The organism is Thermococcus atlanticus (assembly GCF_054657855.1).
On sequence record NZ_BAAHXX010000001.1, the window covers coordinates 1,783,872 to 1,803,801 of the forward strand.

The 19,930-nt window shown below is 51.4% G+C and carries 18 protein-coding genes; 5 read left to right on the forward strand and 13 right to left on the reverse strand.

Features of this window, described 5'->3' with window-relative positions; translation table 11 throughout:
* Positions 1-143: 143 nt before the first annotated feature.
* The 5 genes from ACYQ27_RS09550 to ACYQ27_RS09570 all read right to left on the reverse strand — a co-directional run bounded on the left by ACYQ27_RS09550 (position 144) and on the right by ACYQ27_RS09570 (position 6,309).
* Positions 144-857: a polysaccharide deacetylase family protein gene (locus tag ACYQ27_RS09550; protein WP_456453728.1), complete on the reverse strand. Its 714-nt coding sequence runs from the start codon at positions 855-857 to the stop codon at positions 144-146.
* Positions 854-2,074: a glycosyltransferase family 4 protein gene (locus tag ACYQ27_RS09555; RefSeq protein WP_460041538.1), complete on the reverse strand. Its 1,221-nt coding sequence runs from the start codon at positions 2,072-2,074 to the stop codon at positions 854-856. Before ACYQ27_RS09555 ends, ACYQ27_RS09550 begins: the two co-directional genes overlap by 4 nt.
* A 152-nt stretch (positions 2,075-2,226) precedes the next feature.
* On the reverse strand, positions 2,227-3,183 hold the full coding sequence (locus tag ACYQ27_RS09560; RefSeq protein WP_460041539.1) for a thiamine-phosphate kinase: 957 nt from the start codon (positions 3,181-3,183) through the stop codon (positions 2,227-2,229).
* Between the two features lie 3 nt (positions 3,184-3,186).
* Positions 3,187-4,449: a TIGR00375 family protein gene (locus tag ACYQ27_RS09565; protein ID WP_460041540.1), complete on the reverse strand. Its 1,263-nt coding sequence runs from the start codon at positions 4,447-4,449 to the stop codon at positions 3,187-3,189.
* Between the two features lie 147 nt (positions 4,450-4,596).
* Positions 4,597-6,309, reverse strand: coding sequence for a chloride channel protein (locus tag ACYQ27_RS09570; RefSeq protein WP_460041541.1), 1,713 nt, complete (start codon positions 6,307-6,309; stop codon positions 4,597-4,599).
* A gap of 88 nt (positions 6,310-6,397) precedes the next feature.
* Here ACYQ27_RS09570 and ACYQ27_RS09575 point away from each other — a divergent pair, with 88 nt between their 5' ends.
* Both ACYQ27_RS09575 and ACYQ27_RS09580 read left to right on the forward strand, forming a co-directional pair.
* Positions 6,398-6,859, forward strand: a complete 462-nt coding sequence (locus ACYQ27_RS09575) for a hypothetical protein (protein ID WP_460041542.1) — start codon at positions 6,398-6,400, stop codon at positions 6,857-6,859.
* 204 nt (positions 6,860-7,063) lie between these two features.
* A complete protein-coding gene (locus tag ACYQ27_RS09580; protein ID WP_456453722.1) occupies positions 7,064-8,143 on the forward strand; it encodes an NOG1 family protein in 1,080 nt (359 codons plus the stop codon).
* Positions 8,144-8,220: 77 nt separating this feature from the next.
* Here the strand turns inward: ACYQ27_RS09580 and ACYQ27_RS09585 are convergent, their stop codons facing one another.
* The 3 genes from ACYQ27_RS09585 to ACYQ27_RS09595 form a co-directional block, all read right to left on the reverse strand.
* On the reverse strand, positions 8,221-8,613 hold the full coding sequence (locus tag ACYQ27_RS09585; protein ID WP_456453721.1) for a 30S ribosomal protein S8e: 393 nt from the start codon (positions 8,611-8,613) through the stop codon (positions 8,221-8,223).
* A gap of 218 nt (positions 8,614-8,831) precedes the next feature.
* The gene (locus ACYQ27_RS09590; RefSeq protein WP_460041543.1) at positions 8,832-9,416 is read right to left on the reverse strand and encodes a 50S ribosomal protein L15e; all 585 of its coding nucleotides are present in this window, start codon (positions 9,414-9,416) and stop codon (positions 8,832-8,834) included.
* Positions 9,417-9,525: 109 nt separating this feature from the next.
* A complete protein-coding gene (locus tag ACYQ27_RS09595) occupies positions 9,526-10,287 on the reverse strand; it encodes an SAP domain-containing protein (RefSeq protein WP_460041544.1) in 762 nt (253 codons plus the stop codon).
* 74 nt (positions 10,288-10,361) lie between these two features.
* On the opposite strand from ACYQ27_RS09595, the gene ACYQ27_RS09600 reads away from it, so the two are divergent.
* A complete protein-coding gene (locus ACYQ27_RS09600; RefSeq protein ID WP_460041545.1) occupies positions 10,362-11,429 on the forward strand; it encodes a M24 family metallopeptidase in 1,068 nt (355 codons plus the stop codon).
* On the opposite strand, the gene ACYQ27_RS09605 is transcribed toward ACYQ27_RS09600, so the two are convergent.
* The gene (locus ACYQ27_RS09605) at positions 11,426-13,021 is read right to left on the reverse strand and encodes an amidohydrolase (protein ID WP_460041546.1); all 1,596 of its coding nucleotides are present in this window, start codon (positions 13,019-13,021) and stop codon (positions 11,426-11,428) included. The genes ACYQ27_RS09600 and ACYQ27_RS09605 overlap by 4 nt on opposite strands.
* Positions 13,005-13,202: a 4-oxalocrotonate tautomerase DmpI gene (gene dmpI / locus ACYQ27_RS09610; protein WP_456395577.1), complete on the reverse strand. Its 198-nt coding sequence runs from the start codon at positions 13,200-13,202 to the stop codon at positions 13,005-13,007. The genes ACYQ27_RS09605 and dmpI overlap by 17 nt, the downstream gene beginning before the upstream one ends.
* A 219-nt stretch (positions 13,203-13,421) precedes the next feature.
* Between dmpI and leuS the strand changes: the two genes are divergently transcribed.
* Positions 13,422-16,310 (forward strand): leucine--tRNA ligase, encoded by a 2,889-nt coding sequence (gene leuS, locus ACYQ27_RS09615; RefSeq protein WP_460041547.1) that lies wholly within the window; start codon positions 13,422-13,424, stop codon positions 16,308-16,310.
* Positions 16,311-16,324: 14 nt separating this feature from the next.
* Here the strand turns inward: leuS and ACYQ27_RS09620 are convergent, their stop codons facing one another.
* Both ACYQ27_RS09620 and ACYQ27_RS09625 read right to left on the reverse strand, forming a co-directional pair.
* Positions 16,325-16,882: a hypothetical protein gene (locus ACYQ27_RS09620; RefSeq protein WP_460041548.1), complete on the reverse strand. Its 558-nt coding sequence runs from the start codon at positions 16,880-16,882 to the stop codon at positions 16,325-16,327.
* A gap of 46 nt (positions 16,883-16,928) precedes the next feature.
* Positions 16,929-18,212 (reverse strand): phospholipase D-like domain-containing protein, encoded by a 1,284-nt coding sequence (locus tag ACYQ27_RS09625; protein ID WP_460041549.1) that lies wholly within the window; start codon positions 18,210-18,212, stop codon positions 16,929-16,931.
* Between the two features lie 333 nt (positions 18,213-18,545).
* On the opposite strand from ACYQ27_RS09625, the gene ACYQ27_RS09630 reads away from it, so the two are divergent.
* A complete protein-coding gene (locus ACYQ27_RS09630) occupies positions 18,546-19,349 on the forward strand; it encodes a class I SAM-dependent methyltransferase (RefSeq protein ID WP_460041859.1) in 804 nt (267 codons plus the stop codon).
* A 28-nt stretch (positions 19,350-19,377) separates the two neighbouring features.
* Here ACYQ27_RS09630 and ACYQ27_RS09635 read toward each other — a convergent pair whose 3' ends face one another.
* Positions 19,378-19,908: an Lrp/AsnC family transcriptional regulator gene (locus ACYQ27_RS09635; protein WP_456453856.1), complete on the reverse strand. Its 531-nt coding sequence runs from the start codon at positions 19,906-19,908 to the stop codon at positions 19,378-19,380.
* Between the last annotated feature and the right edge of the window lie 22 nt (positions 19,909-19,930).

Sequence of the window (19,930 nt, forward strand, 5' to 3'; positions counted from 1 at the left end):
TCCACCCATTGCTTCCCTCATGATAACCACCCTCCTACGCTCCAGGGATCAAATAGGCCCCTCATACCTCTCTCAGCACTCCCCTTAACAGCCTCTCCCATAACCATCACCTCTCACGTTGGAAGAATCGGGGAGGTTGTTAATTAGGCTTTCCCATACTTTCCATAATACTCCCTCATCATGAGAAACCGGGCTTTTTGCTTTTTGTACTGGTCTATAAGCTGTCCGAGAAGTTCAAGGGCTTTATCCCCCGTGTTGAACCTACAGTCCCACCTTATCCTTTCTCCCTGCATCGGCACGAACTCCCAGGGATGAGCAAAGTAAACGCGTGGCTCTGACAGCCTGCCGTGAATAATACTCTGAATCCTCCACGGGAGCCTTATAACCGAGGAGGTCGTTGAAGCCGGAACCTCCAGAACGCCGCCGAAGAATCTCACTCCGCCCCTGTATCCCTTATATGTGGCCTTTGAGGAATCCACCAGAACCCCGTTTTCCTCAAGTATCGGATAGTAGTAATCGGGAAGCTGGAGGTTGGGAGCCCTGAACGAGAGGACATCGTCATACTGCCTCAGAACCTCCAGCGATTTCTCTATGGCCCTCTTCCCCTCCTCCCTGGAAAGCCTGTCAAGCCTCTCGTGGTTGTAGTTGTGGCTTCCAAGTTCATGCCCCTCATCAACGACCCTCCTGACGAGCCCGGGGAAGCGCCTCGCCATCTCAGCAGTGAAGAAAAATGTCGCCTTAACCCTTTTTTCGGCTAGGAGGTCAAGAATACGCGGCAGCCCTTCCTCCATTCCCCTCGTTGTGGTGAGATAGGGGGGACAGTCGTGTTCGACATCGAAACTCAGCGTAACGATCATCCCGCAATCCTCCTGATTGCTCTGTAGAGGAGATACCTGTCATCAAATTCCTCCGCCCTGTTTATTGCAGTTCTGTAGACTTCAAGAAGGCGTTTCAGTATGACATCCCACGAGAATTCCCTCTCGGCCCTCTCTCTCGCCTCCTTTCCCATCCTCGGTATCAGCTCGGTGCGGGATAGAACAGCAGCAAGCTTCTGGGAGAGCTCTTCCTCGCTGTAGGAGAGAAAACCTGTCTGACCGTCAACTATTAAATCCGACAGCCCGCTTTCGTTCCTCCCGACTATCAGCTTCCCTGTTGCAGACGCCTCAAGTCCGACTATGGGGAAGGCCTCAAGCATACCGGGCATCAGAACAACATCCGCAGCCCAGTATATTTCCCTCAGATTCTGCCTGGGAATGAAGTCCATCAGGATTGCCCTCTCCTTGAGTCCCGTCGCATCAAGATTGCTTTCTAAGGCTTTCTTCATGGGACCATTCCCGATTATTATGATCCTTATACGGTCTTTCGGCGTGCCTGACATTTCAAGGGCCTTTGATATAACAAATGGCAGCCTGTGGGCCTGCTTTCTTTCCGTCATCCTTCCAACGTACAGGAGGGCAATCTCATTACCTCCGAGATTCAGCATATCCCTTGCCTTTTCCCTCTCCTCCTCTTCAGGAGGGCGCCAGTACTCGACATCAATGCCGTTGGGAATCGTCGTCACAATACGGTTTCCAAGACTTCTCCCCAGGAGCTTCCTCGTATCCTCCGCAACAGGGGTGCTCACGGCTACGAATGCATCCATCCTCCTGAGGTAATACCTGAGAAGGGACTTTATGACCCCTCCCAGTCTCGGCTCTCCAAAAAAAGAGTGGTTAGTGGCAACCACAGGCACGCCCCTTATCCCCCTTGAGAGGTTTGCAACGGCGATTGAGAAAGGTGAATATATGCTGTGCACGTGGGTCACATCAAAATCCACACTCTTATAAAGCCCGTTTATCCTCCAGAGCTGACCCGGGCTCAGGCTTATATGGTAATCCCTCAGGTAAACCGAGCCCCTGAATCTGTGAACGGGATAGGGAAAGCCATCATTATAGGGAGTAAGATACCGGTAGTCGTGGGTGATTACGTGAGGTTCATGCCCTGCATCCAGCAGATGCCGTGCAAGCTCATCCATATGTGCTTCGATTCCACCCACCTTGGGGTAAAACCAGTCACTGGCAATCGCTATTTTCATTGAATATCACCGGCCTAAATGGAGTTCAGGATGCCCAATATAAACCTCTTGGTAACACCATCAAAGTATCGGGCGGAATACGATTCTGTGAAATAATTAACCCCCAACCCTCGATTGAACTCAGCGGTTTTAAAGCTAACTCAGAGAACTGGTTAAACGTGTAGATTTTCATCTGACCTGCCTCCCAGATGCTCCCAGCCGAGGACGGGCATCTCCTCGGGTACGCCATTCCTCAGGATATACACCCCGCTCCCCTCTTTCACCTCACCTATAACCGAAAATTCAAAATCAATGCTTCTGAGCTCTGATTGCGGGATCGTGAAGAGGAGCTCAAACTCCTCACCCGAGGCAAGAGCAATGGCCAAAGGGTCCATACCCAGCATTCCAGCAACCTCAAACACCTCATCCCTCACGGGAAGTCTCTCAGAGTCTATTATTATCCTGACTCCGCTCATCTCCGCGAGAAGATGAATTTCCTTGCTCAGTCCGTCGCTTATGTCTATGGCCGAGCTGGCATGCGGGCCAAGCATTAAACCCTCCCTGACCCTCGCTCTCGGCTCAAGCAGCTTCTCATAGAGCGCTCTGCGTGTTTTTCCGTCGACCTCTATGCCCTCAGAGTAAACCTTCAGCCCTGCCAGGGCCCTTCCTATATCCCCGGTAACACAAACAAGATCGCCCGGCTTTGCTCCATCTCTCCTGAGCAGGTGTGCTGTTTTTCCAAGGGCTATGCCGTCTATTATCAGGTCGCATGCCTCATTCGTATCAGCGCTGATTACGGGAATTCTATAGAATTCTGAACCTCTGCCGATGCCTCTGGCGATGCCCTCAAGGTACTCTATATCGCTATCGCTTGGAATCCCTATGGAGAACAGGAAGGCTATTGGCTCCGCACCCATTGCAGCAATATCGCTCACATTCATCGTAACGGCCTTGAAACCGGTCTGTTCAGGTGTCATTATTTCGGGAACATCAGTTTTCCTGACCAGCATATCATTCGTAGCAACGAGCCACTCCTCCCCTATTCTCAGTGCCCCGGCATCATCTCCGAGGGGCAATTCACCCTGAAGATTTAGATGCTTAAGGAACATCTCGATTATTTCCCTCTCCATGTTTTACCCCCTCAGAAATTTCATCAGGGAAGTTTGCTTTGGTCTGTATTCCCCCGTGGATGTTTCAAATTCAATGGATTCAAGCTCTCCCAGCTCTGCATTTCTGATTTCATCAGGGAGCTTAATTTCGCCGTATCTGCCGCCTCCTCCGGGGATTATAACCAGCTTTTCATTCCTGAACGCCCAGATAGCCTTGGCTATCCCCTCATCAACAGCCTCTCCTATGGCCTCCACAGGAGCATCGACGAGAACCCTGATCTCAGAGCCGAACTCCCGCAGCAGCCTTTCCCATACCCTTTTAACACCCTTGGTATCAACGCCCCTGTTCATCACCATCGCGATTATCTCCGCCAGAGGGGCAAGGTGCAGGTAGGGCGGTCTGTCATCCGGCCTCTCATCCGTATCGGCCAGCTCCATAATCCTGTCATGAACTCCCTTCTTTATCGCTCCGCCGCACCTGGGGCACCTCCACCTCAGGGCTATGGCATCCTGAAGGTGGTATTTTGTGTAGCACCTTGAGCATGCTGTGAGATGATACTTGCCGAGCCTGGGATCAAGACCCGCATTCAGAACTATTTTCCTCCCGCCACGTTTCAGAATCGCCTTCCTGACCTCATCAAAAGATGCCTCCTGAATTTCAAAGCGGTTGAATTCCCTTCCAAGCCTGTGGGGATGCGGTGAGTGGGCATCGGAGTTTGATAGATACGTTAGTCCGTGATGGGCTTTTATTCTGTCCGCCATGTATGAATCAGCGGAGAGCCCCAGTTCAAGAAAATGGATTTTTGCGCCATCATACGCCTCCTTCAGGGAGTCGTATTCTTTATAGAGGGCCGTCCAGGGAGTAAAAGCATGTGCGGGCCCCACCAGAATACCGAGATTATCCGCAATCTCCGCTATCTCAGCGGCTGAAAGATTTACACGGGGACGTCCTTCGGTTTCAATGTCGCTTGAATACCGCCCCAGTTTTTCCCTCATCTCCCTGACAGCATCGATTCCCGGAAATATAAGGAGATGGTGAACCCTCCTTATGTCCTCAACCTCAGCCGTCAGCAGAAATACGGTTCCTCCTCGCTCATATGTGCCCTCATCGAGCTTTTCGGTGTATTTAAGCAGCTCCGCCTCCCAGTGCGGGTTGAGGATATCCCCGGTTCCTACGATTCCAAGCCCTTTGAACCGGGCATTTTCAGCCAGTACAGGAATCCTCATGAGCTTTGAGACCGCCTTTGAATAATGCGAATGAATATGAAGGTCAGCATCCACCAGCATTCCATCACCGATGGAAGTTGTCGCCGGCAATTAAAAACTTGACTTTTTTCTTTTCCAAGCCCGTCCTTTGGGGCGGGAAATACTTTGCGATAACTGCCGTGCGCCCGGCAGATGGCAAATCTTTAGAGGTATTACAGGCTCTCATCATCATTCCAGATACATACCCTCTATTCCCATGTAATATGCCCTGTAGATATCCCTCTTGGTCACAACACCCACAAGCCTTCTACTTTCGGGGCTTTCGACAACCGGAAGAAGGTTCTGGCTGTACTCCATCAGCCTCCTGAAGGCTGTCTCGGCAGTTTCATCCAGGTAGACCACAGCATATGGCCCTTCGAGCACCTCCCTGACCTGCAGCCCTTTCATGGAATCCCTCCGCCTTATGAGATCCTTTATGCCAACCACCCCCACCACTTCAAGCTTCTCATCAACAACCGGAAAGCAGTCGTGACCGGTTTCTCCAACCAGCTTTTCAACATCCAGCAGAGTGTTCCACTCATGAACATAAACTGGCTCATCTGTCATGATCTCCTTCACGGGTATCGTTTCAAGGATGATTGGCTTCCCGGTCTTCAGGTGAAAGCCCTTGCGCTTGAGCTTCAGGGTGTAGACGGAATCGCCGTTGAGGAAGAATCTCGCAGCCAAAAAACTCACCGTAGCTGACGTCATTATGGCGGGCAGGAGTGCGTAACTCCTCGTTAGCTCGGTAATCATCAGAATCTGGGTTAGAGGCGCCTGGGCAACCCCGCTGAAGAACGCCGCCATCCCTGCCAGTGCATAGACCGATGGATTGGTGCTGAGTGAGGGCATCAAAAGATGGAGTATCATTCCAAATGCCATGCCGAACACCGTGCCGATATACAGACTGGGGGCAAAAATTCCCCCGCTGTTGCCCGAAGAGAGGGTCAGGGCGGTGGCTATCATCTTGGCAACTCCGAGGATGAGAAGAAAGGAGAGGGGGAGAAGGCCGTAGAGGGCAAGGGTCATCCCATCGTAGCCGATTCCGAAGATACCGTACTGCGGGAAGAACATGCCAATCGCTCCAACACCAAGCCCCGCGAGAACGAGCGTGCTTACCCCTTTTCCGCCTAGCCGGTCGCTGAGGGCATAGAGGAACTTCACATACGCGGCGGATAAAATACCGAGGAGGACACCGAGAATGAAGAAAAAGATAAGCTCCGTGTGGGAGTATGAAAGAAGCCACGGGAGTGTAACCTCAAAGGAGCGCCCGAGAATGGCTCTGGTGACCGCGTGCCCTGTGATGGCCGCAAAGAATATCGGCACGAGATTTATGGAGAATGCTCCCATATAGACAACCTCAAGGGCAAACATTGCCCCTGCGAGGGGGGTGTTGAATGTCCCGGCAATTCCGGCCGCCAAACCGCACGTGGTCAGGAGTTTTCTCATTTCGGGGGACAGTCCAAACCATTTTCCGATGAGGGATGCAAGGGATGCCCCTATGGAACCGATCGGACCTTCCCTTCCTGCGCTGCCCCCGGAGCCTATTGTTATGGAGGTTGCAAGAATCTTCATGAGGGAAAAGCTACCGCTCATGTGTCCCCCCTTGAATATTACGGACTCCATTACCTCAGGAATTCCGTTTCCCTGAAGCTCCGGGAACTTGATTATAAAAGGGGCCGCCACAAGACTCCCAATAGCCGGGAGGAGAATGTATCCGAGATTATAGCCGTAAACCTCAAGGGTTATCCTGGGGAGTATGAGACCGAAGAATATATGCCTGCTCTGGTTGATGAACAGCCTGAATAGAACTGCCCCCAATCCTCCAGCTAAGCCCACCACCGTTGAAAGTGTCAGGACTGCTGCCCATCTCCTTACGTAATCAACCCTTCCGGCCCTCACACTGAGTGATGGCAGCCAGCCAATAAAAAGCTATCCCAGCTCAAACTTTTTAAGCTGTTGGACGGAACGAAAGACCGGAGGAATAAACATGAAAATTGAGGGATTTGTTGCAAGCCTTAGAAATGCAGGAACCATAGAGGAGCTGTTCAATATTCTGAGCAGCCCGATAGTTGATCTGGATGATGAGAAATTCCTCGTCGTTATTGAGGGGGATTTCGAGGGCAGCAGATTTTTCACCGAGATAAACGGTGAGAAGGCAAACTCTGCCCTTGGAGATGCCATGCTCAACTCATCAAGCTTTCCGTTCAGGTGCAAAAGGCCCTATACCGGGGGAAACGCCATATTCGTAAAGTTCGAGGATATAGAGAGCGGAGAATTTCTCATCGCATATAAGAACGGAAAAGCCGGGAGATACTTCCATGTCAAAGAGGGTTCCGTCAGGGAGATAACGGAGGAGGAGTACAGAGACCTGATTGAGAAAATGCCGGAATTCAAAGTCCGGGCATTCAGCGAGGAGCAGATGGACATGATGGGGGCGTTCTTCGGTTAGTCCCCTTCGCCATCTAATTTTTGCATACTGTCCGCGGTGCGCTTGTTGGTGTTATTTTGGTATTATTGAGGGGCATTAATTTCAGGTTATGCCCCGGCATGGGCTTGAAAGCTCACGGCTGCCGGGAGACACAACTTCAGCGGAGAAGGCTTTAAAAACCAAGGTGCAAAGGAAGCTAATGCGAGAGAAAGGAGAGGTGAGAGTATGAAAAATCCCTTTGAAAAAATGCCGACGGTTCTTACCGCGGATGAACTCATCGATAAGGCCTTCAGGAGGGCAGAGAAAGCTGCTTCCGCCTTTACGCCGAGGGGCAGCAGAGTTAGTAAGGCACGACAGAGAGAGGAGCTGAGGGTAAGAACAGTCTCAAACATCCTCAGGGACAGCCTGAAAAAGATTCTGGACAGAACACCGGGCGTTTCAACTCTGCCGGACTTTTATAAGGAGCTGGTGGATACGCTGGTCGACAGGGATCAGTTTCACAGAGCCCTAGCCTCCGTAAACTGGGCCGTGAAGACCATACGAACCCTTGAGCAGAGGTATGCGGAGAAGATAAGGTACTCAAAAGACCCCGATGAGATTGCCCGGCTCAGGAGGCAGTTCTACGGCAGGGCTGCCAGCATCATCAAGGACATTGCGGATAATCTTGAGTATCTCAATCAGGCGAGGAATGTGCTCAAGGAGCTGCCGGTCATTGAGCTTGAGCTTCCGACGATTGTCATAGCCGGCCACCCCAATGTTGGCAAATCAACGCTGCTCAGAGCCCTGACGAATGCAAAACCCGAAGTCGCGAGCTACCCATTCACCACCAAGGGCATAAACGTCGGCCAGTTTGAGGAGCACTACCTCAGGTATCAGGTCATAGACACGCCAGGTTTACTCGACAGGCCGCTGAGCGAGAGGAACGAGGTGGAGAGGCAGGCAATCTTAGCTTTGAAGCACCTGGGGAAGGTTATCATCTACATCTTCGACCCGAGCGAGCACTGCGGATACCCGGTAGAGGAACAGATGCACCTCTTTGAGGAAATTTATGCCGAGTTCGGCGAGTTCCCGTTCATAGTCGTTCTCAACAAGGTGGACATTGCAGAGGAGGAGAAGATCAAACAAGTTGAGGAACTCGTTCGCTCCAAGGGGCTCGAACCATTCCGGATTTCAGCACTGAACGGTTACGGGCTGGACAGGCTGAAGGCGAAGGTAATAGAGCTCGTAAAGCCCATGGTCGAGGAGCAGGCGAGGAGAATAATGGAGAAGGAACTGAGAAAGTATCGGGAGGAGCTTGAGCTCTGATGCCTTTTTACCGTTAACACCGTAAACCTCGGAGAGTTAACGGTACTTAACGGTAGGATTTAAAAGTGAAAGAAAAGTCAGGCGTTCTCCTCCTTTATGAGAACGGCATTAACAACGCCGTGCTGGCCGGGCCTTGATGTAACTATCGCCCTGCCAGCCTCGGTCTCGATTATGGCACCCTTTGTGATGATGTTCCTCCTGACGTACTGTCTGTTGGCCGGGTTCTCGATGACGTTGAGTATCTTAACCTTCCTGCCCTTGCCGTTCTCGAAGACGTTGGCATAGAGCGCCTCAACCAGACGCACCTTCCTGTTTCCACCGTATGTCCTGATAAACTTCTTCTTTTCATTTTCCTCGGCAACCCTCGTGAAAGCCGGCTCTCTTCCGAGCTCCCTCTTTCTCTTTTTCCTTGCGAAGATGATCCTTCCACCTGAAGGCTTTTTAAGTGACCTTCCCTGCCATATACTCATTTCTCTCACCTCTTATGAGCTTAACTCTAACGCCTCTTTGGGGGGTTCGTTTATAAGCTTTTCTCAGGGAGCCGGAGCTCCTGCCCAGATTGCAATGTCTCAGATGGTTAGAGAGCACTTAAACGCCCGCTGATAATGACCAGCAGGGCTATTAAAACTGCACAGAATGAAATGTGAAATGAAAATGAACAAAATTCAACAGAAAAGGCAGGGAAGCTTCACTTGCCCTTGCCTTTGTTGGCCCTAATGCTTGGCCTTATTTTCTCGGCGCCCTTACCCTTGTTCCTCAATCCGCGGCTTTTCCTGCCCGCTGAGGTGAGTCCTCTAAAGACCCTGCCCTTGTGGGCCTTTCCGGCAATCCAGGCTATCTTTGGATCGGCCTTGATGACCGGGTGGTGCGGGTCGACCATGATGACCTCAAACCACCTGTACATTCCGTCCTCGCCGACCCAGTAGCTGTTGAGGACCTCAAGGTTCGGGAACTTTCTTGCCGCTTTCTCCTCGGCAATCCACTGGAGACTCTTCTTCGGGCTGTATTTAACCATACCCATCTTGCTCGGCTTCCTTCCGCCCTTCCACCTGGGCCTCTTCCTTCCGCCTTTCCTCACGCGAACGCGCACCATAACATAGCCCTGCTTGGCCTGGTAGCCGAGGCTTCTTGCTCTATCAAGCCTCGTCGGCCTCTCGATTCTCACAACGACCGGCTCTCTCCTCCACTTTATCATCCTCTGCTTGAGAAGCTCCCCGACGTAGCTCTTCTTGGGGCTCTTCCAGGCTTCCCTAATGTACTTGTACATTCCCATCTTGCTCCCTCCTTAGCTTGTGGTTCTCCCTTACGGGAACATCCCGCGGGTTTGCCCCGCCAAGTCGTGGTGAGTTCGAGGTTGAGTTTTTAAGGATTTTGCTTTTGAGTTATCGCTTCACAATAATGCTAAGCCAGGGCAGTAGCCTCTCGTACTCCTCAAGAGAATGTTCTGGAACTATTCCAGCGTTATCCAATACAAATAGTATGACCGCACGATAATCCCCCTCGATATAATATCGTATAATTTGCCCTATAGCTCTATCCCACTCACTTCGATTGCTCCCTCTTCTGAAGAATTTTATCTCAACTGCAATGTCTTCTACAACAATATCCGGAATAGAAAGGGCACCATATCTTGCCCCGGCTTTTTGTGGTGTGACTTCAACAGAAATACTGCCTCTAAGATAAGCGACAACTTGCTTTTCGAGGTCTGACTCGCCTTCAATTCTGTAAGGTTTAAATGACTTAAGTGCTTCATAAATAGACTCAAAGATATACTCTCTCTTTTCTCTCTGCAAGTTTCTTTTTGAATATCCTTTGTTCTTTGTTTTTGAGACATACGAAGGAGTTTCATCTATTGGTTCGGTTTCATCAAGTTGCTCTAATAGTGTCTCAATTAATGCCTGCTTTGGCGTGGACTTTGGAAGAGTTATACCAAATTCCTCATCCAAAATTAGAAATAGCTCGTCTTTTGTCAATTTTGACAACAGATACACAGGATCATAATCTGATTCAAAAACTAGTCTTTCAGCTAGTTCTCGTTTATTGCCAGATTTCTTTAGCCCTGCATCTTCAAGAAGCCGTTGTAAGTCTTCTTTGTATAAGTACCACTCGAGAATGTCTACCAGGGTTACACTCTCCTCAGACATAGGCCCCACCTATTAATTTCAATCCCCCGAATGTGTTAAAAATATTATGCACAGAAGGCATCTTGGTGAAACCGATGCGCCTTCAAAGACTCGTATCCCTCATGAATGAGAAAAACTTCGACGGTGCTCTAATAAGCCCCGGGACGAACCTCTACTACCTCACGGGGCTGAGTATACACGAGGCTGGTGAGAGGCTCACGGTTTTGGTTGTAAGTGCCGACGGTGACTACAGGCTTCTGGCGCCGAGCCTCTACGAGAACACCATAATGAATTTCCCTGTTACCTTCTGGCGCGACTGGGAGAACCCCTACGACAAGCTCGCGTGGATTCTGGCAGAGCTCCACCTTTCCAACGGCAGACTCCTGGTGGAGGACACTATGAGGGCGGACTGGCTGATGAACGTCATGCGTCTCGGCCCCTTCGAGTTCTATCCGCTCAGCTCGCTCGTGAGGGAGCTCCGCATGAGGAAGGATAAGCACGAGATAGAGATGATGGGACATGCGGCAAAGGTAGCAGACAGGGTTTTCGAGGAGATTTTGAGCTGGGATTTGCTTGGCATGCGCGAGCGGGAGCTTGCCCTGAAGATAGAGCTCGCCATCAGGGAGCTCAGCGATGGAATCTCCTTCCCGCCGATAGTGGCGAGCGGTGAAAACGCGGCCAATCCCCACCACGAGCCGGGAAACAGAAGGCTAAGGAAGGGCGACATGGTGATACTTGACTACGGGGCGAGGTGGAAAGGCTACTGCTCCGACATAACGCGCACCATAGCCCTCGGAAGGCCCGACGGGAGGCTTGTGGAAATTTACGGGGTCGTTAGGGAGGCACAGGAAAACGCCTTTAGGGCGGTTGGGAAGGGCATCAAAGCGGGAGAGGTGGACAGGGCCGCGAGGGAGACCATAGAAAAGGCGGGCTATGGGATGTACTTCATCCACAGGACAGGGCACGGTCTTGGCCTTGATGTCCATGAGGAGCCATACATAGCGCAGAACAGCGGGACAGTGCTGGAGAATGGCATGACATTTACCATAGAGCCCGGCATCTACATTCCCGGCATCGGCGGCGTTAGAATTGAGGATGACGTTGTCGTTGAGGGAAAAGGGAGGAGGCTCACAAAGGCGGATAGGGAGCTCATACAGCTTTAAGCTTTGAAGACACTCCTTCCGCCCACATATGTTTCAAGCACCTTTATGCTCCTCAGTTCCCTTTCATCCACCTCGAAGGGGTCCCTATCCACGACTATGAAGTCCGCAAACTTCCCCTCCTCCAGCGTGCCGAGTTCCCTTTCTTCTCCCAGAATGCAGGCTGAGCCATGGGTATAGGCGTGCAGGGCCTCCTCCAGTGTCAGGGCTTCATCTGGAGTACGCTTATATAGAGGAACTCCCTCAAATTTTCCGCGCGTTACCGCGGCATAGACCGTCTCCCAGGGGTTGAGGGGCTCTATCGGGGAGTCCGTGCTCAGGCCGAGCACAATGCCCTTTTTCAGGGCGCTCTTAAATGGATACACCCACCCAGCTCTCTCCTCACCAACGCGCTCCAGAACCCACCAGTCCGTAATGACAAAATGGGGCTGGACAGCCAGGACAGCGCCGAGCCTTGAAATGCGCTCAATCTGCTCTTCCCTTAAAATGGAGGCGTGCTCTATGCGGTGCCTCCCGGCATTTCCGAGGTGTTCGTACACATCGAGAACCATGTCCATTGTGGCGTCCCCTATGGCATGAACCGCAACCTGGAGCCCCGCTTCATGAGCCTCTCTAACGATGGCTTCGAGGGTCTCCTTTGAGATGTTTGGATAGCCCCGGGTTCGGGCATCGCTGTAAGGCATTGAAAGCCAGGCTGTTCTTGCCCCGAGGGAGCCATCCGCAAGGATTTTGATGCCGTTTATTTTGAGCATCCCACCGCCAAAGCCCCATCTCATCCCAAGCTTTTTGAGGGCCCGGAGGATGTCGGTGCTGCCGTACATACCCCCCGACCTTCGTCCCGGGTCGAGGTATGCAAAGACACGCACCTTCAGCCCTCCCCTTGCCTCAAGATTCGACAGGGCCTTCAGCGTTCTCTCCTCAACGCTCACGGTGCCCACAGCGGTGACACCGAGGGAAGCGGCGTGTTCAACGGCGTCTTTTATGAAGCGCTCGTAGTCCTCCAAAGTCAGCGTCTCCTTGAACTTCTCCCTGGCGAGCTCAAAGGCCTCCTCCTTCACAACTCCCGTTGCTTCTCCCTCCCCGTCCCTCATGATGCCCGGGGAGTCCAGATCCAAAAGCCCCGCCATTTCCATGGCCTTTGTGTTGAGAACTGCGGCATGAAGGCAAACACGTGAGAGCATCACGGGCCTGTCTTTGACGACTTCATCAATATCCCAGCGCGTGGGCCACCTTTTTTCCTCAAAAAGCTCCTGATCCCAGCCGTGGCCGAGAATCCATGTGCCGCCCTTTTTAGCGTGCTCCCTAACCCTCTCCTTGAGCTCCTCTATGCTCCCAACGCCCCTCAGGTCAGCCATGTTGAGGTACATGCCGAGTTCCTCAAGGTGGAGGTGGGAGTCAATGAACCCCGGGAGGACGACCTTACCGCGGAGGTCAATGATTTCCCCGCCGAGCTCTCCGGCGATTTTCTCAGCTTTTTCACGGGAACCCGCATAAAGAACCCTGCCGAAAGCCACCAAGATGGCTTCAGCAGTCCTTTTGGGGTTGAATGAGACGTAGATTTTCCCGTTCACGAATGCCCTAATCAACTTCTTCACCCCTCTTCCTATCCAGAAGGAGCTCACCATCAATGCCGACATTTTCGGGCGGGTTCTCCTTTATCAGAACGGTAACATGGGGTATTCCATACACCTCTTTAATGACCTCCGTTATTCTCCTGACGAGCTCCCTCTTCTTCCCAACATCTATTTTCGGGCCTTCAACAATAACCGTGGGCATGGGATCACCGTTGAGATTCTCATCGAAAGGATATAAAAAGCTCATGCCAAAACTTTTAAATACTCAAGCTCCATATTAAGCCCGATGCCTATGAGGGGGGATCGAGTTCTCCTTCGTTTCATCGGCTGCTGATTTCTTCGATAATCCCCCTAGATGGCACTTTCATGCATGCTCTTTCTGGTGCTCCCATTTGTTCAACAGCTCCAGGGAGGTTGGAGTATGGTAGATTTCAGAGCTATTGAAGAGAAATGGCAGAAAAAATGGCTTGAGGAGAAGGCATTTGAACCGGAAATAGATGGGAGGGATAAATTTTACATAACCGTCGCGTTCCCGTACCTATCGGGGCATTTGCACGTCGGCCACGCGAGAACCTACACGATTCCAGACGTCATAGCGCGCTTCAAGCGCATGCAGGGCTACAACGTGCTGTTCCCCATGGCCTGGCACATAACCGGCGCACCGATAGTCGGAATCGCCGAGAGGATAAAGCACCGTGACCCGAAGACCATCTGGATTTACCGGGATGTCTACAAGGTGCCGGAGGAAATCCTGTGGACATTCGAAGACCCGAAGAACATAGTTAAATACTTCATGAAGACCGCAAGGGAGACCTTCATAAGAGCGGGCTTTTCGGTTGACTGGAGCAGGGAATTCCACACGACTTCTCTTTTCCCGCCCTTCAGCAAGTTCATAGAGTGGCAGTTCTGGACGCTCAAGGACAAGGGACTGGTCGTCAAGGGAGCGCACCGCGTGAGGTGGGACCCGGTCGTTGGAACTCCCCTGGGAGACCACGACATAATGGAGGGTGAGGACGTTCAGATACTCGACTACGTCATCATCAAGTTCATCCTGGAGGAGAACGGCGAGGAAGTCTACATGCCTGCCGCAACGCTGAGGCCTGAAACAGTATACGGCGTAACCAACATGTGGCTGAACCCCGAGGCAACCTACGTAAAGGCCAAGGTCCGGCGCAACGGAAGGGAAGAGACGTGGATAATCAGCAAAGAGGCTGCGTACAAGCTCTCCTTCCAGGACAGGGAGATAGAGGTCATCGAGGAGTTCAGGGGTGAGAGGCTGATCGGAAAATACGTGAAGAACCCCGTCACCGGCGACGAGGTCATAATCCTGCCGGCTGAGTTCGTTGACCCAGACAACGCGACCGGAGTTGTCATGAGCGTTCCGGCCCATGCCCCCTTCGACCATGTAGCCATTGAAGACCTCAAGAAGGAGACCGAAATCCTGCTCAAATACGACATCGACCCGCGCGTTGTTGAAGAGATAAGCTACATCTCTCTGATAAAGCTTGAGGGCTACGGCGACTTCCCGGCGGTTGAAGAGGCTGAGAGGCTCGGCGTGAAAAGCCAGAGAGACGTTGGGAAGCTCGAAGAGGCCACCAAGAACATCTATAAAGCGGAATACCACAAGGGAGTCTTCAAGATAGAGCCCTACGCCGGCAAGCCCGTCCAGGAGGCGAAGGACCTGATAGCCAAGGAGCTGCTTGAGAGAGGGAAGGCCGAGATAATGTACGAGTTCGCCGAGAAGCCGGTCATTTCAAGGTTCGGCAACCAGGCGGTCATCAAGATAATCCACGACCAGTGGTTCATCGACTACGGCAACCCCGAGTGGAAGGAGAAGGCTAGGGAAGCTCTGGCAAACATGACGGTTTATCCGGAGTCAAGGAGGAACCAGTTCGAGGCGGTGATAGACTGGCTCGACAAGAAGGCCTGCGCGAGGAAAGTTGGATTGGGAACCCCGCTCCCGTGGGACCCGGACTGGGTCATCGAGAGCCTGAGCGACTCGACTATCTACATGGCCTACTACACGATAAGCAGACATATGAACAGGCTGAGGGAGGAGGGCAGGCTCGACCCGGAGAAGCTCGACAGGGAGTTCTTCGACTACCTGTTCCTGGAGGAGTTCAGCGGGGAACGCGAGAGGGAACTTGAGGAGAAGACCGGAATCCCGGCCCAGGTTATCCACGAGATGAAGGAGGAGTTCGAGTACTGGTACCCGCTCGACTGGCGCTGCTCGGCGAAAGACCTCATCCCGAACCACCTGACGTTCTTCATCTTCAACCACACGGCCATATTCAGAAAGGAGCACTGGCCGAAAGGCATAGCCGTCAACGGCTTCGGAACGCTCGAGGGCACCAAGATGAGCAAGAGCAAGGGCAACGTGCTGAACTTCATCGACGCCATCGAGGAGAACGGTGCAGATGTCGTCAGGCTCTACATAATGGGTTTGGCCGAGCACGACAGCGACTTCGACTGGCGCAGGAAGGAGGTGGGTAAGCTCCGCAGGCAGGTCGAAAGGTTCTACGAGCTGGTGAGCGAGTTCGCGGGCTATGAGACAAAGGAGGATGTCGAACTCAAGGACATAGACAGGTGGATGCTCCACAGGCTGAACAGGGCCATCGAGGGAGCCACCCAGGCCCTGGAGGAGTTCAGGACGAGGACTGCCGTGCAGTGGGCGTTTTACAGCGTCCTCAATGACCTGCGCTGGTACATGAGGAGAACCGAGGGCAGGGACGACGAGGCCAAGCGCTACGTCCTGAGAACCCTCGCCGACGTATGGGTCAGGCTCATGGCTCCGTTCACACCGCACATCAGCGAGGAGCTCTGGGAGAAGCTCGGCGGAGAGGGCTTCGTCAGCCTGGCGAAGTGGCCGGAGCCGGTTCCGGAGTGGTGGAACGAGACGATTGAGGCAGAGGAGGAGTTCGTCAAATCCCTGATAGAGGACATCAAGGAGATAATCCGCGTGGCAAAGATAGAGGACGCCAAGAGGGCATACATCTACACGGCTCCGGAGTGGAAGTGGCGCGTCCTTGAGGTTGTTGCTGAAAAGAGGGACTTCAAGGGGGCCATGACAGAGCTGATGAAGGACCCAGAGATGAGGAAGCACAGCAAGGAGGTCAGCAGGCTTATCCAGAGGCTGATAAAGGAGAGGGCCTTTGACGTCAAGCGCATCAGCGAGGAGAAGGCCCTGAGGGAGGCGAAGGACTTCATGGAGAAGGAGCTCGGGGTCGAGATAGTCATCAACCCGGAGGAAGACAAGGGAGGGAAGAAAAAGCAGGCGATGCCGCTGAAGCCGGCGGTGTTTGTGGAGTGAGAAGTCTCCTCCGCCTATTTCTCTTTTATCCCTGGAAGTAGCAACCTGCATTGCTCCTGAAGCTCTCTATTGGCGTTGAGGAGCTCTTTACTTGGATAATCACCGCTATCAAGCCATTCGCTTGCAAAACTCTGAATCATTTGAAGACCTTCTTCAACGGCAGATACATTGACTTCTCCTTCGAGAGCGGCCGCGCGAGAGGCTTCAACGAAATTGATGCATGGAGATGTATCCGTGAGGTTTGTTATCTCTTCGTCAGTCGGCCTTCTACCGGGATAGAGATATATAGCCGCCTCCGACAGCTGGGTGGACAACCGGCTAAGATCCCCCTCCAATTCCATCATGGAAAGGTTAAACACTCCAGGAGAGTTAGTTTTAAGGGCATTCAAGGAATTCCCCGAATGGAATTCCATGTCACGAAGTTCCATGAACGTCTTTTCCCTCACACACGAGATTTCAGCGTGATTCCGCGCGTTTATGATTCGCTGTGTGGAGTAATGACTCTCAAGAGCCAGTCCAGACAGGAATCCAGCCGCGTAGAGCACGATCAGGAGTATCCATAGCTTTTTCATTGTATCACCTCCCCGAAGTACCAATAGAGTAAATAATTAAAAGGAGTTATGGATTGAAAACAGAAAGAGACACACTGTCCTGCAAAAGACCCACCCGTTTGAATCCTCCGCTTTGGGTGACTGATATCCTGTAATATACCGGGGCTTTGAAATACACTCTAATCGCCCCTAAACCGCTACCCCCAGCACGCTGTACGTATACATCCCCACCCAGCCACTGAGACTTTGAAGATATCCTGATGTTCCTATAGGCCGCATGAAGCACGTTTGGTGGATGAGCCGGTGGAAACTTATCATACAGCACCTTAGGCTCTGTACTTGTGAAGAGAGACACGGCATTTATTGGATTTATCCCAGAGCCGTCAAAGGGAGCGGTTAGAATGTCCCATCCCAATCCTATTTTACCAAGGGACGGGACCACATCTCCAACATAATCAAAGAAGATTTTTTGAATTTCTAAGGATAGGGAACTGGCATGTGGTACAACTATTCCCACCTCCACAGGTTCGGTTAAAGATGTCCCATCATCCCCAACAAAGAGGGGGGTAAATTTTGAGTGTTTTTGCCCATTGGAGATCTCTCCCTCATCCAAAATCCTGATATCAAAGCCGTACATTCCGTTATCTTTCAAAATAGTGGGGCCATGGAGTTCCAATGCGACATCGATGTAAAGGGTACTCTTAAAAATCCACCATCCCACGGTGTATATGTATTCAAAAGTCTCCTGTGAGGTTGATGTTTCTGGAGCTGACATAGTTCCCACGCGATCCGGATGCAGTGATATCGGTGGTACTGGTATCTCTCTCTTCTCAACATGTGGTGTGAATATCATCCAAAGCCACTCCTTGTCCGAGACTGAGGAAGTTGACACTTGCGCACAATTAAGCGCATTAATAAGCTCTCTGGAGATACCCTTTAGGGCCACCAAGCCACCATTTGAATCCCTAGCAAAAAGCCAGACGGTACCATTGGCGTAAACAACCAATTCCAAAACGTTTAATCTCCCTGCTCTACTGCTTGCCGGAAACATGGCATATCCATCGAAATCCGTGGATTTAATCACATTATACCTCCAAAAAATCGGAACTCTCCTGCCATTGTATGCTATCCATCCATATAACCTATGGTTGTTTAGATCAAATTCAAGTTTTCCTGATGCTCCATAAGTAACACCATTTCCGTTTTTAGGTGTGGGGTCATAGACTCCATTCAAAGCTACATGCCCCACTTTCCCGGAGGGGAGGTTTGAGAGGCCTGCACTTGCACTCCCAGCAGTCACTCCAACCATCAGCAGTCCTAACAGGACTGCGAACAGTGGCTTCCACTTCACATGGTTCACCTCCATGAGGTTGTCTGCACTCAATACTGTGCAACTTTGCTTTATAAATTTTTCCTATTACTTATTGTAACTGTTCTTTCTTTTTTTCGAGTATAAATTTATTCCAACATAAGTTTAACACTTAGAACCGTTCAAAAGAAGCCCGAGTAAAAGAGTTGCATGACGATGCAATCATGCAATATGTAACTAAGATGATGACTCACCAGCGTCAGAGGCCACAATAAGAAGAATTTCAACCCTGCCATTAATTCAACCCCATCTTATAAATCTTTTTCTCCAAAAAAGCCTTAAAGAGAACGTTTTTAACATTTTTTGGTGTTTTCCATGCCTGCTGGAGAGGAAAGGTCTAAGAGAGAAATCCTTTCAAGAATTCCGCTTCGAAACGAGCCGCCTTTACCACCAGATTGGTTGCATGTGGAAATGCTCGAACGCTTCCGCGTCCTTCAGTTTGCGCCGATTAGAGAGGGCATGAACGTGCTTGAGGTGGGTTGCGGTGCACATGCCCTAACAACTGTTCCTTTAGCTTATTCAGTTGGAGAAACCGGCCGCGTTGTTGCCGTTGAGCTGAGCAGATGGCGCTTCTTTGAGGAGGTAACCACTGCCGCAGGGTTAAAACACAGGATAATCCCGCTTAAGGTGGACGCCAGTGAGCTTCCCTTTCCCTTTAAAGCCTTCGATTTGGCAGTCCTCGTCCACGGCGTGAGGAGCCTGAGGAGTGAGGAAACCATCGTTAAGGTCTTCTCCGAGCTGCTCCGCGTTTCGGAGAGGGTTTTCATAGCTGAGAGCCTTCCCATAGTGAACAACGAGCGCCAGAAAGCCCACCTTGAGCTCTACAACCTGCGCGAGGAAATCTTTGAAGTCCTCTTTGGGAGAAAGGACGACCTGCACTATTTCCCGCTGGAAAAGCTGGGAGAGCTCGTGGAGAAGGCCGGGGGATATCTCCTCAAAAGTGGAACCTTCGAGCCGGCTCTACCGCATTACCTCGCATACATCCCGAGGGAGTACGTTGCGCAGATAAAAGACGAGAAAAAGCGCACCGAACTTCTGGAGCGGTGGGATAAAGCATACGAAATGTGGAAGAGGGGGGCGGAGCATCCGCCGATCGGCTGGCTGGTGGCAGAGGGCTGAAACTAAAACTAAAACTAAAAAACCAAAATTAAAACTTTATCTTGAATGACTTGTACCACGCTTTAGGACTGCCAATTGCAGGATAAACCATATACCGCTCAACGGCGTTATTATTCCTCAGGAACTTGTCTATGTGGTATCTGAGCTTTTCGTTGTTACTTTCGAGGAATCTGAGAAGAACATCATAATCCCCTCCGAGATACTCAGTTACCTCATATATTCTCGGATTGTTAATGGCCTCTGTGAGAAACTCATTTATCTCCTCCACTCTTGCATGCTGATTTAGCTTTACCATCACATCAGCATAAGCCACGTCTGCAGCCCTCAGCAGCAAAAGTCCGATAATCTGCAGGTAACCCTTTTCCTGAAGCCTGAGCCTGCGGCGTCGGACGGTTGTTATTGACACCCCAATTCTCTTTGCTATCTCGGTGTCGCTCATTCTGCCGTTCTCCCTCAGTGCCTGATATATCTTAAGGTCAATATCATCCAGTTTGTTCTTGAATACGCTTTTCAGCACCAGAATTTCCTCATTCTCTATCTCCATTATATGGCCCTCCATGTGGATGATTTTGTCGCTATAC